The following is a 14730-nucleotide window of genomic DNA, read 5'->3' as shown; positions in this document are numbered from 1 at the left end:
CTGAAGGGAACAGGGCGCTTCTGTTTTTTTCAAATTGAAACGGACTTGTGGTATACTGCTCTAGTTAGATATCAGTCATCCAAGGGAGCTACAGACATGCAATCTTTTTTACAATTCAATCCAACCAAATTATGGTTTGGAAAAGGGCAAATCGAGCAGCTAGCGCTCGAACTTGGCACTACGGGCAAAAAAGTATTGCTCGTATATGGCGGCGGAAGCATCAAGAATAATGGCGTCTACGAAGCTGTTAAAGGACAGCTTGACCATATGCAAGCAGAAGTGTTTGAGCTGTTCGGCGTTGAGCCGAATCCGCGGCTTACAACCGTAAAGAAAGGGATTAGCCTTTGCCGGGAGCGCGATATTGATCTTATTCTTGCCGTAGGCGGGGGCAGCGTGATCGACTGTGTCAAAGCGATTTCGGTCGGCGCTTATTATGAGGGGGATGTTTGGGACATCATTACGCGCAAAGCGGTCCCTGTTAGAGCGCTGCCGTTCGGTACGGTGCTGACGCTCGCGGCTACCGGCTCGGAGATGAACAATATTTCCGTGATCACGCATTGGGAGAAAAATGAGAAACGCGGCTGGAGCAGTCCTCTGGCTTATCCGGCCTTCTCTATATTGGACCCGGAATATACGTATTCGGTACCTTTAGATCAAACGGTATATGGCATCGTCGATATGATGTCCCATGTGCTTGAGCAATATTTCCACCTTACGGAAAATACGCCGATGATGGACCGTTTCATGGAGTCTGTCCTCCTGACGGTCATGGAAGCTGCGCCTAAACTGCTTGAAGACCTGCACAGCTACGAGCATAGAGCGACAATCATGTATGCGGGAACTACCGCCTTCAACGGACTTCTGTCAAGCGGCACGGATGGCGGAGATTGGGCATCCCATCAGATTGAGCACGGCTTGTCTGCGGTCTATGACATTCCGCACGGCGGCGGGCTGGCCATTGTTTATCCGAATTGGATGAAGCATTGCGCGGAAGATGATCCTTCACGAATGAAAAAGCTGGCCTTGGCTGTTTTCGGTGTCGATCCGGCAGGCAAAACCGATCACGAAATTGCGAGTGAAGGCATTGACGCCCTGCGTCAATTCTGGAATTCGCTAGGCGCCCCGAATTGTTTGGCGGATTATGGGATCGATGATGCCAGACTTGAGGAGTTAATTCATAAGTCCTTCATGAAGGACACGGTGGGGAATTACAAAATGATGACACGGGATACAGTCAGAGATATTTTGACGCGCTGCCTATGATGAAATATTATTTGTTCGTGCTCGCTGGCGCCTGCAGCTTTGGCTTGTTATCCACATTTGTCAAAAAAGCTTATGAATCGGGTTTCCACGTAGGGGAAGTGGTTGGCAGCCAAAACTTGTTCGGTGTGCTGATGATTTGGACGATGGCTTTCGTTGCGTCCAAATCCAATCGCGGCGGCCAGAGCCAGCCTGTGAAGACGAAAGTAGCGCCGCGGCAAGCTTTGTCGCTCATGGCGGTGGGAACCACCTCGGGATTAACCGGTATTTTTTATTACGCGGCTCTGCAGTATATTTCAGCATCTTTTGCCATTATCCTTTTGTTTCAATTTACATGGATTGGAATTCTGCTTGAGGCTGTAACGGAGCGGAAGCGTCCGGGGAAAGATAAAGTCGTTGCGCTCTGCATTTTATTTATCGGAATTATTATGGCGAGCGGGTATTTGCAGGGCGGTCAAGAAGCGCCGGCGTTGATCGGTATTGGACTCGGACTGCTCTCTGCGCTGACTTATGCGCTTTTCATTATGTTCAGCGGCAAAGTTTCCAGTACGCTTGCGCCAATTACACGCAGTGCAATTATGCAATCAGGGTCATTGATTTTGGTTATGCTCGTGTATCCGCCACACTTTCTGTTCAATGGCTCCTTGCATCAAGAGCTACTGCCATGGGCGCTGCTGCTAGCCTTCTTCGGCGTCGTCATACCGCCATTGTTCTTCGCGATCGGCGTTCCAAGGATTGGCGGGGGAATTGCCACCATCATGAGTGCGGCAGAATTGCCGACGGCCGTCATCATGTCTTTCGTTGTGCTTCACGAAACTGTTTCTGCGCTGCAGTGGGCAGGAGTGATTATTACCATGTTCGGTATCGCTCTGCCTGAAATGATGAAGCTTTGGAAGAAGAAGCAATTGGATATGAATTAGGATCAGGTGGACTCTGCATCGTGACGATGAGGAGTTCACCTTTTTTGTATGCTCAAAGTTCACTTCAAAAAGTATGAAAAGTTCATAGTTGTGCGGGATTATGCAGTGGAAAGAGGGCTGGATTTCTTATATGGTGGAAGCGAAGGAGGTGGTTGGCGGATATTGTTGTAAGCGCTTAATTAGAGTGATGTTAACGCTTAAGCCTTTGTCAAAAGGACTAGTCCGACAAAAACAATCATTGAGAGGATGGATTCATTTGATGAGAAAACCTGGTTTGCGCTTGTTCAGCTTCATGCTTGCAGCTTTGTTGGGTCTGCTAACGGTGGGCAGTTTCCTGTTTGCGAAGGAAACAGAGGCGGCTGCCGTCACCGTGCAGAGTGGCATCCAATTTAAGGATACAAGCGGAAATGTGATTCACGCACATGGCGGAGGTGTCCTTAAAGTTGGCAGCTACTATTATTGGTTCGGGGAGAACCGCAATGCGGATGGGACTTTTAAAGCCGTTTCCTGCTATCGCTCCAGCAATCTTAAAACATGGGAATACCGCGGCGATGTTCTCACAAAAAATTCCGCAGCGGAGCTGGGGGTATCCAATATCGAAAGACCGAAAGTCATTTATAATAGTTCAACGGGCAAATACGTATTGTGGATGCATTGGGAAAATGGCGTCGATTACGGGCAGGCCCGCACGGCGGTTGCCTCGTCGAGCACTGTGGACGGCGCGTACACGTATCATGGCAGTTTCCGCCCGCTTGGGAATGATTCCCGTGATATGACGGTGTTCAACGATAATGGAACGGCTTACTTAATTTCAGCAACTCGCGTGAATGCCGATATGAATATTTATAAATTGACTCCTGATTTCCTTGGCGTGGACTCGTTGGTTCAAACATTATGGGCTGGTCAGTATCGAGAAGCTCCGGCCATGTTCAAACGAGGCAGTGTGTACTTCCTAGTAACCTCGGGCGCAACCGGCTGGGATCCTAACCAAGGCAAATATGCCACAGCGAGTTCCGTTACCGGCACGTGGAGCGGACTTAGCAATTTTGGCGATGGGACGACTTACGATTCGCAAAGCGCTTACGTGCTACCGGTCGATGGCTCCAGCACAACGTCTTATTTATATATGGGTGACCGATGGGCAGGAGCTTGGAGCGGGAAAGTGATGGAATCCCGTTATGTGTGGCTGCCGCTGCAGTTCCCGACGAACACCTCGCTATCGCTGAGTTGGGGCAGCAACGTAACGATCGATACAGGCACGGGAACGATAACAGCCTTATCGCCGGCGATCGATACGAGCGCTTATTATATTCTTGAGAACCGCAACGGCGGCAAAGCGCTGAATGTGGTGAACCAAGGCACGGCGAACGGGGATGATTTGGAGCAGTATATCGACAGCGGTTGGTACAGCCAGCAGTGGCAGTTCATTAGCGCGGGAAGCGGGTACTATAAAATTCAAAACCGCGGAAGCGGTAAAATTATCGGCGTGGAAAGCGGTTCGACCGCTGACGGCGCTGTGATTGAGCAGTGGTCTGACGGTGGCTGGACCAGTCAGCATTGGCAAGTTGTCGATAGCGGAGCCGGCAATTTTAAATTGAAAAATCGGGCGACCGGTAAGATTATTGACATTTCCGGCGGCTCCAAAGAAAGTGGCGGCGCAGCCATCCAGTATACGGACAATGGCGGCAAAAACCAGCAATGGCGGTTGTTGAAGGTTGAATAGGCGATAGCGGCTGCCCTGCTGTAGAGGAATCTATAGCGGGGTGGATTTTTATGTTGGCTTTCGTGTAAAGTGAAAGGGAAGCACCCTAAATTTTGGGATTAGTAAAAGGAGGCTTATATGCCATTCTTGCAGCGAATTGCTTTGGAGTGGTCTGAGCTGTCCGAAGCGGAGAAAAAGTTCTTTCCTTTTAACATCAAGGCAATTCAACATTTTAGCGAATACAGATTTCGATCCAATGTCACCTTCTTTATCGGGGATAACGGTTCGGGCAAGTCAACGCTGCTGGAAGCGATCGGCGTCTCCTGCGGATTCAGCGTGGTCGGCGGCAGGGATTTAACGATAAAAAAAGAAAAAGATGATGAATCGCTAGCGAATATCATGAAACTGTCGTGGCTCCCCAAAGTAAGTCAAGGGCTCTTTTTTCGTGCGGAGACCTTTGACACATTTGCCGGTTATATCGATGAGATGGCGAAGGATCCCTATATCGGGTACCAAGCCTACGCGCCATATGGGGGCAAATCCTTAAATGAGCAGTCGCACGGTCAAGCTTTTTTGACTTTTTTCAAAAATCGGTTGGATCGCAAGGGCTTGTACTTGCTGGATGAGCCTGAGTCGGCGCTTTCGCCGCAGAATCAATTGACATTCCTAAGAATTATTCAGGAATTGGACAAGTCGGGTCAAGCGCAATTTATTATTGCGACGCATTCTCCCATTATTATGGCCTATCCGGACGCGCAAATTTTGCAGTTCACTGAAACCGCCATTGAGCCTGTCGCGTATGAAGATACGGATCATTATAATTTAACGAGAGATTTTTTGAATCATCGAGAGCGGTATTTCCGGGCTCTTTTTGAGGATGAAGAGGGGGAGGATTCGTAGTCATGTCATTCTTCAAGAAAATGATGGCCAAAGTTGGGATCGGGAACATCGATATCGATGCGCAGTTTCATACGGAGGCATTCATTCCCGGCGAGCTGGTAGAAGGTGTTGTCCTTGCCAAAGGCGGCAGTGCCCCGCAAAAAGTAGACAAAATTTACTTTCAAATTATGACGGAATACCTCAAGCCCGCGGATAACGATTCGAATCGCATGAACAGAGAAACGGTCGTGGTAGCTAACATCCTGCTGGGGGAAAGTCTTGTTCTTGCGCCGGGAGAAACGGTGGAGATCCCTTTTCACTTCGTGCTGCCGCATGAGACGCCAATTTCGATTGGCGTGAGCCCGATCTGGATACATACGGGAATGGATATTGACAACGCGGTTGATCCGTCCGATCGCGATCCTATCGAGGTGCTGGCTCACCCGCACACGTCGGTTATTTTTGAAGCGCTGGAAGAACTGGGCTTTCATCTGCGTAAGGCAGAGAACGAATATTACCCGCAGCGTAATTATCATCTGCCATTTATTCAAAACTTTGAGTTTGTCCCTTATCAAAATGGGGAATACCGCAGCTCGGTGGATGAGTTGGAGCTTGTTTTCTATCCGGACGCGGAGGGCGTTGAGGTCCTCCTGGAGCTTGACCGCAGAACGCGCGGCTTCGGCGGGCTGTTGTCGGATTTGCTGGACACGGATGAATCCCATCACCGTTACTATTTCAGCAGGGAAGAGCTGGAGGAGGGCGCTGAATCGGTGGCGGATCAGTTCAGAGGCATTTTTGACGAGCTGCTGGATGTTTAATTGCATGGGCAAATGAGGATTGAAGTGCCGTGAGTAAAAAGGGGTTGTCTCCAAGGGTCTGAATGACTTGGGGATGGCCCTTTTTTGGCTTGAGCACAACTGCTCTACGCATGCTGCTAGTTGCAGGCCGGTATAGGAGGAGCCTACTCAGCTCAACTGCAAAAAGTACATCAAAATCAGCATCCTCCATCCAGTATCAAATCATTACCTGTATTTTGTGCAGGTAAATTTACTAGAAAGGGCCAAAATGGCTCATTTCAACGAAATTACCTGCACTATTTACATCAAAGTTAGCTAAAAAGCACTAAAACATTCAAATTACCTGTACTTATTGCAGTTACCACGTGGAAAGGGGGAGCGCGAAGACTAGCAAGGGGAACTACAGGACGCTATTCTGACGAAAACAGCCCATTAGGCGAAGGAGAGGGAACTAGGGGCCGCTATTTCGCCACACTGGACACGTAGCAGGAGGATGGAGGCGAAATAAGACCCTACAGTTCCCCTCCACGCCCCGAAACTTCGTTTTTCGTCTAAATAAGGGAATGGAGTTCCCTTTCTCTTATTTCATCGGAAGACGAATGATGACAGTCGTGCCTTCTCCCAATTGACTGTACAAAGTGAGGCCGTACTGTTCGCCAAAATAGAAGCAGATACGATCATGTACGTTTTTAATCCCGATATGGGCTTCGTCTAACGTGTCGGAAGGCTGGGCGAGCCTTAGTTGCAAGCGCTGCAGCTTTTCCTCGTCCATGCCCACGCCATTGTCCTTAATCATAATGAGCATGTCGTTGCCGGATTTGACGGTAGATACTTCAAGCAAACCCGGCCCTTTTGAACGTTCCAATCCATGTACGATGGCATTCTCGATCAGGGGCTGGAGGGAGAAATGAATAACTTGCAGCTCGGAGCTGTCCTCCGCAAGCCGCTCGGTATACTGAATTTTATCACCGAAGCGAAGCTGTTGAATTTTCACATATAACCGGATATGCTCCAGCTCTTCCCGCAGCGTCACCGTCTCTTTGCCGGTCTGGATATGGATGCGGAACAGACGTCCGATCATGCCGACCATTTCACTGATATCCCGCTGTCCGTTGATAATCGCCTTCATTTGAATAGATTCGAGCACATTAGCGAGAAAATGCGGATTAATTTGGCTCTTTAAGGCTCCGAATTGAGCTATTTTTTGCTGCACCTTTGCCATGGCCGAGCGCTCGATATAGCTTTGGAGGTCCTCCACCATTTTACGGATGCCCTGGTACAAGACGCCGAATTCATCCTGCCGGTCGCTGCTCAAATCGACGTCGAATTTTCCTAACCCGACCAATTTGACCTGCCTGCTAAGCAGGATGATCGGTTTGGTCACCCGCGCTGATAGGATGAACATGAAGAGTAGCGCTGTGCCCAGGGAGAGGAAGGCTAAGGCCAGGACAATTTTGATCAAAATGTTGGCTTGCTTGGTCATTTCCTTCTCATCGATATATTGAATGACTTTCCAGCCGGAATACGAAGAAGTGACAAAGTTAATATACGAATCGACGCCGGAAAAATTGGCATAAAAGCTTCCGGAATCGTGCTCCAGGACGGATTGAATGGCCTGATCCTTCAGCGTTGCCGATAAATTAGTCATCGATTGGTTGCGGTCCGAATTGTAAATAATGCCGCCTTTGTCGTCAATGATAAGAAAAGAGCGTTGGCGGTTCTCCGACAGTTTCAGAATTTCCCGCAAGGAATCCAAACGGATGTCGATCAGCATGACGCCGATCGGCTGCTTGCTGCCCACTTTGTTAATGACTCTGGCGATGGAAATGACGGATTCCTTGGCGTTCACCCGATGAAAGGGCAGATGCGCGCCGAAAAGCACGATGCCGCCTGCTCTTTGCTGTGTTTGCATATACCAGTCTTCATGCGTAAAATCCTTCACATCGTAATCCGAACGATTAAAATTCGTCGAGTAGAACATTCGTGAACCTGCGTAAATTTGAACGCTGTCCACGTTCTTGATTGTCATCTCGATGGAACTGATAAAATGCTCGATCGTGTTGCCGTACACAATCATCTGATCGTTGCCGTTGTCTTCACCGGCTAATGTCCAATGTTCCAGCGCAATTTGGAGCTGCCCGTCCATTTGCGCATTCAGCGTGCCTTTTTCGATGCTCTGCAGGTACTGATCAATGTTAAAGGACAAATTCGTAAGAATTAAGTTGGAGCTGCTTTGGTACTCGTTTTTGACGGCCTGTATGGAAAATAAATAGATGATAACCGAAATGATCAATAAAGGTATCGTAATAATCAGGATCATCAGCACGAAGATTTGATGATTGACATGCTTCATCCGGACTTGCCGGGTCAGCTGTTTCCAGTTCAACATTTAGGACCAACCCCATTTTTTGCGATATTCGGTGGGTGTCATTTGGGCGATGATGCCAAAGGTTTTGACGAAATGTTTGTAGCTTTTGTAGCCGCACATCGTACAGATGTCCGTTATTAAATAGTCGGGCTTTTTTAACAGTTCCTGAGCGTAGGCAATTCGGATTTCCGTAACAAAACGCATGTAATTTTTGTCCAGCTTTCTTTTGAACAGGCGGCTTAAGTAAGAAGGATTGTAGAAGAAGCGGTCGGCTACCATTTGCAGCGTCACGTCTTCGGCAATGTTCTGTTTAATGAAGGATGCGATGTGTTCAAAAATGAGCACGTCCTGCTGCTGATCAGACAGCGAGCCGTCCCTTGATATCGTGGCCAACTGCACCATCCAATCGCCGAGCCAGTCGAAGAGCGCCTCAAGCGTGGGGAAATCATCCACGAAGGCAAGACTTAACAACTTGTCGCTGTAGACGCTTTCAAAAGGGATGCTGTTTTTATTGGCAAAATTAATGCATAGTCCGATCAATTCTTGCAAAAAGGCAAGCCAGCGTGAGGGCGCAATCTGCGGCATATATTCCAGTTTGTCCTTCACAAAGCGCTGCAGGAGCTGCTTGAGTTCCCGCTCATTAGCGCTCTCCAAGCTTTCATAGAGCTGCTTCCTATCCAGATCATTCAATCGTATAGGAGATACTTTGCCTGGATATACAGTTTCGCAGGCAGCTGCAAGGAACAAATGGCGCTCAGATTGATAATAACGCGACCACAATGCCTTGTCCGTCCCCTGCAGCAAATGGCCGAGGTCTGACAGCCTGTCCGTCGATGCCCCGATCGCCATAAAGAAGGAAGCTTGCAGCCTTTCTCCGGCTTGCTTTATAAGGCGCTCTTGCTGTTGAAGCGCGAAGTCTTGAGCGCCCTCTGCGAGCGGGGTATTCAGCATGGCAATTCCGTATAATTTGGATTTGAACGTGTAAGTAATGAGTTGACGTGGCGCGTCAGGCCGATACAGCGATGTTATCGCATGATCGATCAGCGTGGCGGACAATTGTTTGATCTCGCTCTTCGCAAGCGGTGCAGCAGCATTCACTGGCATCCACGTGATGACAAAAGGTTGATACCAGCAGCTTTCGCTCCTGTATTCAAAAAGATGCCGTAGCAGCTCCTCATCGGCCACGGCCTGATCAGGCTCCTCAAGCAGGAGCTGAATCCATTCGCTGCCCTTGAACAGCTTGCTTTCCTGGACCATTTCCGAGTGGGTCTGACGCTTCTTATGCTTCGCGACGACTTCCTGGATGCAGCTTTGGATGGTTGCCAAACTTTCTTCATATTCAAGCGGTTTAAGCAAAAAGGCATGCACACCGCCCAACCGAATGGCTTGCTGCGCATAGGCGAACTCATTAAAACCTGTCAAAATGACAAAAACCGTATCAGGAAGCCGGGAGCGCAATTGCTCGATCATCTCCAGCCCATCCATCTCCGGCATGCGGATATCTGTGATAATGAGATGGGGCTGTTCCTGCAGCGCCAGGGTTAAGCCGTTGATCCCGTTGTCAGCTTCCAAGATAGAAGTGATATGAAGATCCTGCCAGTCAAAATAGTGCTTGAGGCCTGTTCGAATGAGTGGTTCATCCTCGACAATGAGTAGTTTATACATGATATCCCCCGAAAGATTATGGCCTGATCTGTTCTTTTTCTAAATTATATACTAAAATCGCTACAAAACGTGTTTGAAAAAGGTCGAAAAACAAACAGGTCAGAATACGACCATAGAAGTAAAACCAGTGGGATTTTGCCATTGAAAGTAATGTTCTATGCTTAGAGCAAGGAATGAAAGCGAGCTCATTTGTTCCTAAAACGATAATGGGGGTACTTAGATGAGAGCAATGAAAAAAGGATTGTTGACAGTTCTAGGCGTCGCGCTGGTAGGATCCCAGCTTGTTGCATGCACGAATAATTCGGTGCAAAGCCAACCGGCAGCATCGCCGGATGCATCGAAGCCTGCAGCGACGCAAGCGGCTGCAAAGCCTGTCGAGATTACTTGGTGGAACTTCCCTAACTTCCAAACGTTGGATGGCGAAGTCGGCAAATACGAGAAACAAATCATTGCGGCTTTTAACCAGAAGTATCCCGAAATCAAAGTCAATCTTGAAATGATTACATTCGACGGCGGCCCTCAGAAGCTCAATGTTGCGATTGCCTCCAACACGGCGCCTGACGTCATCTACGATGCTCCCGGACGCATTATCGACTGGGGCAAAAAGAAGCTGCTTGCACCTTTAAACGACATGGTTACCCCTGAAGTAAAGAATGACATCGCTCCGGCTTTCTGGAAGCAATCGACCGTTGGTGATCAAATTGTGATGTACCCGCTGAACACCGGTCCGTTCATGATGGCTGTGAACAAAACGGTGTTTGAGAAAATCGGCGCCGTTGATTTGCTTCCGCTAAACAGACCGGACAGAACGTGGACGGTAGCGGAATACGAAAAAGCGCTGCAGGCCGTAAAAGAGAAGGCGCCGGAAATCATTCCGACCGGCTTTTTCGCTAAAAGTACGGCAGGTGATCAAGGCACTCGCGCTTATTTGGCTAACATGGGCGTTTCCCGCTTCCTTACCGAGGACAACTCCAAAGTGGCGATTAATACCGAGAATGCCGGTAAGGCGCTGGATTGGGTCGTAAAAGCAACGAAAGACAAAATCAGCGTAGCAGGAGCAGCTTCACTGGCCGCTTCTGACGTCAACGACTTATTCTTGCAAGGTAAACTGGCATTTACCCTGAACTACTCGCCGGTCTTGAAAGCGCAAAACGTCGCGAACAAAAAAGTGCCGTTTGACGATATTTTGCTGCCTTTCCCGACGCTGGACGGATCGAAGCCTAAATTGGAGCCGTTCCTAGGCGGACTTGCTATCTTCAACAACGGCAATGCTGACAAAATTGCGGCTTCCAAGAAATTTATTGATTTCGTTGTGAATGATCCTGTATGGGGCAAAAAGAACGTCATTCAGACCGGCGGTCTATCCGCACGCACGTCTGTAACCGGCTTGTATGACGACCCTGAGTATAAATATGCGGATTTAGCGCGTCAATTCATCACAGATCCTCCGACAATCGCAGACGGCTATGCGGAAATCCGCACGTTCTGGTTCCCTGAACTGCAGCGCGCATTAACAGGTACGGCAACAGGCAAAGAGGCGCTGGACGCATTTGCGACCAAAGCTAACGAGGCGATTGCCAAGGCAAAAGCGCAAGTTTCAAAATAAGGCAGCAGTTGCCGGGAGGAGCAGCGCAGCAAGCGGCGCTGCTCCTTTCACTAAACATGAGAAATGGGGAAAAGGAAATGGAAGCAACGGTTAGCAAATCGAGAAAAATGGTCCGGCGCGACTGGCTGATGAGCTATCTCTTTTTACTTCCAGCTTTTGGATTTTTTCTGGTTTTTGTCGCATATCCGATGCTAAAAGGAATTTATATCAGTTTTTTCGATTACTCATTAAGAACTTTTGATTTTATCGGATTAGATAACTACGTTTCCTTGATGCATAACGAAACATTTCTAAAGTCTATGCGAAATACGATATTGCTGGTCGTTATCGCAGTGCCGATTGTGATTGTATTTTCCATCTTTGTAGCCGTTAATATTTATAAAATGAAAGAGCTCTCCAGATCGTTTTTCCGTGGCGTTTTTTATTTGCCTGCCGTATCCTCGGTTGTCAGCATCACGGTCGTGTGGGGCTGGATTTATCATCCGAACTATGGAATTTTGAACTATCTCACCGGACTGTTCGGTTTCGAACCGACTTCGTGGCTTGGCGACACAAGAACGGCGCTGCTTGCGATTATTGCCGTTTTGATTACAACATCTGTCGGACAGCCAATCATCCTGTATGTCGCTTCACTAGGTAACATTCCTACCTCGTATATTGAAGCTGCGGAAATCGATCGCGCAACGCCTTGGCAAATTTTCATCAAAATCGTGTGGCCTATGCTGATGCCGACGAATCTATATGTCATTGTCATTACGACGATTAACACCTTTCAGTGTTTCGCGTTAATTCAGTTATTGACCTCGGGCGGGCCGGTTTACAGCACATCAACGGTCATGTACGGCGTGTATGAGCAAGCATTTCTGCTCGGGCATTTCGGTCTTGCTTCCGCAATGGGCATAATACTAGCGATCGTAATCGGAATCATATCCACGATTCAGTTCAAATATTTTGGCAGCGATGTTGAGTACTAGGAGGTCACAATGACAGCAAATGCACATGTGCACGCACACCCCGGCAGTGTCAGAAAACATCGTCATTCCGGCATAAAACGAAAATGGACGCCGACGAAAATAGTCTCAGCCCTTTTGTTGATTCTTTCCACGATTGTGTTTATATTTCCTTTCTATTGGATTATGACCGGTGCGTTCAAAATACAGACGGTCGCCACGGCGATCCCACCGGAATGGTTCCCGCTTAAACCGACGCTCAGCAATTGGCAGGAATTGTTTAAGAATCCGATCTGGCGTTGGACGCTGAACAGCTTCATCATCTCTGTTGTGGAAATGATTGCGGTTTGTCTCGCTTCCTCGACAGCCGGTTATGTGCTTGCGAAGAAGCTTTTCCCGGGGCGCAAAATTATTTTCACGATGTTCATCGCAGCGATGGCGCTGCCAAAGCAAGTTATTCTCGTTCCGCTTTTTACGATGTTGGCAGATTTCGGGTGGGTTAATACGTATTATGGGCTTATTTTGCCGGCGATCGGTTGGCCGTTCGGCGTATTCTTGATGAAGCAGTTCGCTCAGACGATTCCGGGAGAGTTGATGGAGGCGGCGAAAATGGACGGCTGTTCGGAGATCCGTTTGTTCTCCACCATTATTTTGCCATTGCTTAAGCCAGCTCTGGGGGCACTTGCCATCTTCACGTTTATCGCCTCTTGGAACGATTATTTCAGTCAACTTATTATGATCCGCTCGACTACGATGATGACATTGCCACTAGGTGTGTCTATGATGACGACGCAGAGCGAATTTATGACCAACTATGGCGTTCTTATGGCAGGAGCTGCGTTGGCATCCGTTCCGATGATTGCCATTTTCCTAGTGTTTCAGAAAGCATTTACGCAAGGGATTACGATGGGAGCTGTAAAAGGTTAAAGAAAGGCATTACATAGATAAGCCTAAAAAACGGAGGTAAATGCAGCATGAAATCCTATAATTTAGATGGATTTAGAGGGATTACAATTGCGATGTATTCCTGTTACGACGCATCGGGTGAAATTGACGTGGAGGCAGCTCGGCGGTTAGCCAGATACTACGCCGAATCAGGCGTAAAGGGCTTGTATGTAGGCGGCAGTTCCGGCGAAGGGATGCTCCAGTCTGTGACAGAACGCAAACGTATGCTCGAGGCTGTTGTCGGCGAAGTTGGGGATGAGCTGACCATCATCGCCCATGTCGGCGCGCCTGCTACACGCGACAGCGTAGAGCTTGCCATTCATGCGGAGAAAGTCGGGGCGCATGCGGTTTCAACCGTCCCGGCGATTTATTACCGTTTGCCGGCGCCAAGCGTAGAGGCGCATTGGCAGGCCATTATCGACAGCACGGATTTGCCTTTCATCATCTATCATATTCCGCAAACGACGGGATTTCAGCTATCTGTAAGCTTGCTGTCCAAAATGGCGGCTCAAGAGAAAGTCATCGGTGTCAAAATATCCGCCGAGAGCACGTTCGAGCTTCAGCAGTTCAAAGCGGCCGGAGGCAAAGATTTCCTCGTCTTAAACGGGCCGGATGAACAGTATTTGGCCGGAAGAAGCATTGGCGCGGATGGTGGGATCGGCGGCACGTACGGGGTTATGCCGGAGCTCTTTCTCCGCATAGAGAGCTGTTTCGAGCAAGGCCTGCTAGCGGAGGCACAGAAATGGCAGTTTATTGTGAATGAATTGATCGTGGAATTATTATCATTCCCGTCTTTATATGGCGCTTGCAAAGCGATTTTGAAGCTGCGCGGTTATGACACGGGCGAACCGAGACTGCCTCTGCTGCCGGTCGCTGAATCGGATCTATCGCGTATTCATGCATTGAACGAGCGAATTCTAAGCCTTGCTGCGCAAGCGAAAGGAGCCGGGCTGTGATACAGAGATCAGGCGATCTGTTTCCAAAGAGGGGTTTGATCGTATCTTGCCAGGCGCTTCCTCACGAGCCTTTGCGAGGCGGAGATACGATGGCCAAAATGGCCAGAGCCGCCGTGGAAGCCGGCGCGGTCGGAATCCGGACGAACGGCGTATTTGACATTTTGGCCATTAAGCAGGAAGTGTCCGTGCCGGTTATCGGCCTTATTAAACGCGAGATCGCAGGCTCGGAGATTTTCATAACGCCAACGATGAACGAAGTGACTGCGATTGTCCTGGCTGGCGCAGACGTCGTAGCGCTCGACGTGACGGATCGCGAGGACCGTCTGGAAGCCGTCCAGCCATTGATTGCCCTCGCGCACAAGATGGGCGCAGCGGTCATGGCGGACATTTCCACGCTGGAAGAGGGAATTGCCGCAGAGCGGCTGGGTGTGGATTTCATCGGCACCACGCTCTCGGGGTATACCTCCTACAGTCGGCAATCTCATGAGCCGGATTTTGAGCTGCTGCGGGAGCTGAGCAGGGCCGTCAAGGTTCCGGTAGTCGCAGAAGGGCGTATCTGGAAGCCTGAAGAGGCGGCGAAAGCACTGGATTGCGGAGCGGTCAATGTCGTAGTCGGCAGCGCGATTACCCGACCGCAATTGATTACGGCCCGATACATCAAGGCGATGGGCTAGGGCGGGGA

The 14730-nt window shown here is 49.2% G+C and carries 12 protein-coding genes; 10 read left to right on the top strand and 2 right to left on the bottom strand.

The window, feature by feature from the left end; genetic code table 11:
* Nucleotides 1-96 precede the first annotated feature (96 nt).
* From GC097_RS32255 to GC097_RS32235, 5 genes are all read left to right on the top strand, one after another.
* Nucleotides 97-1263, top strand: a complete 1167-nt coding sequence (locus tag GC097_RS32255) for an iron-containing alcohol dehydrogenase (RefSeq protein ID WP_171687361.1) — start codon at nt 97-99, stop codon at nt 1261-1263.
* Nucleotides 1260-2180: an EamA family transporter gene (locus tag GC097_RS32250; protein WP_246294592.1), complete on the top strand. Its 921-nt coding sequence runs from the start codon at nt 1260-1262 to the stop codon at nt 2178-2180. Before GC097_RS32255 ends, GC097_RS32250 begins: the two co-directional genes overlap by 4 nt.
* Nucleotides 2181-2439: 259 nt before the next feature.
* Nucleotides 2440-3903 (top strand): RICIN domain-containing protein, encoded by a 1464-nt coding sequence (locus GC097_RS32245; RefSeq protein WP_246294591.1) that lies wholly within the window; start codon nt 2440-2442, stop codon nt 3901-3903.
* Nucleotides 3904-4020: 117 nt separating this feature from the next.
* Nucleotides 4021-4782, top strand: coding sequence for an AAA family ATPase (locus tag GC097_RS32240; protein WP_171687360.1), 762 nt, complete (start codon nt 4021-4023; stop codon nt 4780-4782).
* A 2-nt stretch (nt 4783-4784) separates the two neighbouring features.
* Entirely contained in the window at nt 4785-5579 is a 795-nt protein-coding gene (locus tag GC097_RS32235; RefSeq protein WP_171687359.1) for a sporulation protein, read from the top strand.
* 559 nt (nt 5580-6138) lie between these two features.
* Here GC097_RS32235 and GC097_RS32230 read toward each other — a convergent pair.
* The gene (locus tag GC097_RS32230; RefSeq protein ID WP_171687358.1) at nt 6139-7947 is read right to left on the bottom strand and encodes a cache domain-containing sensor histidine kinase; all 1809 of its coding nucleotides are present in this window, start codon (nt 7945-7947) and stop codon (nt 6139-6141) included.
* Nucleotides 7948-9591: a response regulator gene (locus tag GC097_RS32225; RefSeq protein ID WP_171687357.1), complete on the bottom strand. Its 1644-nt coding sequence runs from the start codon at nt 9589-9591 to the stop codon at nt 7948-7950.
* A gap of 220 nt (nt 9592-9811) precedes the next feature.
* Here GC097_RS32225 and GC097_RS32220 point away from each other — a divergent pair, with 220 nt between their 5' ends.
* From GC097_RS32220 to GC097_RS32200, 5 genes are read left to right on the top strand one after another with little or no spacing between them, the layout of a single operon-like run.
* On the top strand, nt 9812-11197 hold the full coding sequence (locus tag GC097_RS32220; protein WP_171687356.1) for an ABC transporter substrate-binding protein: 1386 nt from the start codon (nt 9812-9814) through the stop codon (nt 11195-11197).
* Nucleotides 11198-11253: 56 nt separating this feature from the next.
* Complete coding sequence (locus GC097_RS32215) at nt 11254-12171, top strand: carbohydrate ABC transporter permease (RefSeq protein WP_446686400.1); 918 nt, start codon at nt 11254-11256, stop codon at nt 12169-12171.
* 9 nt (nt 12172-12180) lie between these two features.
* Nucleotides 12181-13074 carry a carbohydrate ABC transporter permease gene (locus tag GC097_RS32210; RefSeq protein ID WP_171687355.1) on the top strand — a complete coding sequence of 298 codons (894 nt, stop codon included), beginning with the start codon at nt 12181-12183 and terminating at the stop codon, nt 13072-13074.
* Nucleotides 13075-13121: 47 nt separating this feature from the next.
* Nucleotides 13122-14048 (top strand): dihydrodipicolinate synthase family protein, encoded by a 927-nt coding sequence (locus tag GC097_RS32205; protein ID WP_171687354.1) that lies wholly within the window; start codon nt 13122-13124, stop codon nt 14046-14048.
* Entirely contained in the window at nt 14045-14722 is a 678-nt protein-coding gene (locus GC097_RS32200; RefSeq protein ID WP_376768441.1) for an N-acetylmannosamine-6-phosphate 2-epimerase, read from the top strand. The genes GC097_RS32205 and GC097_RS32200 overlap by 4 nt, the downstream gene beginning before the upstream one ends.
* Nucleotides 14723-14730: the final 8 nt, after the last annotated feature.

The organism is Paenibacillus planticolens (genome assembly GCF_013141725.1).
GTDB classification, from domain to species: domain Bacteria; phylum Bacillota; class Bacilli; order Paenibacillales; family NBRC-103111; genus Paenibacillus_E; species Paenibacillus_E planticolens.
Note: the sequence above shows the minus strand (reverse complement) of the source record. Positions and strands in the feature narration are given on the sequence as shown.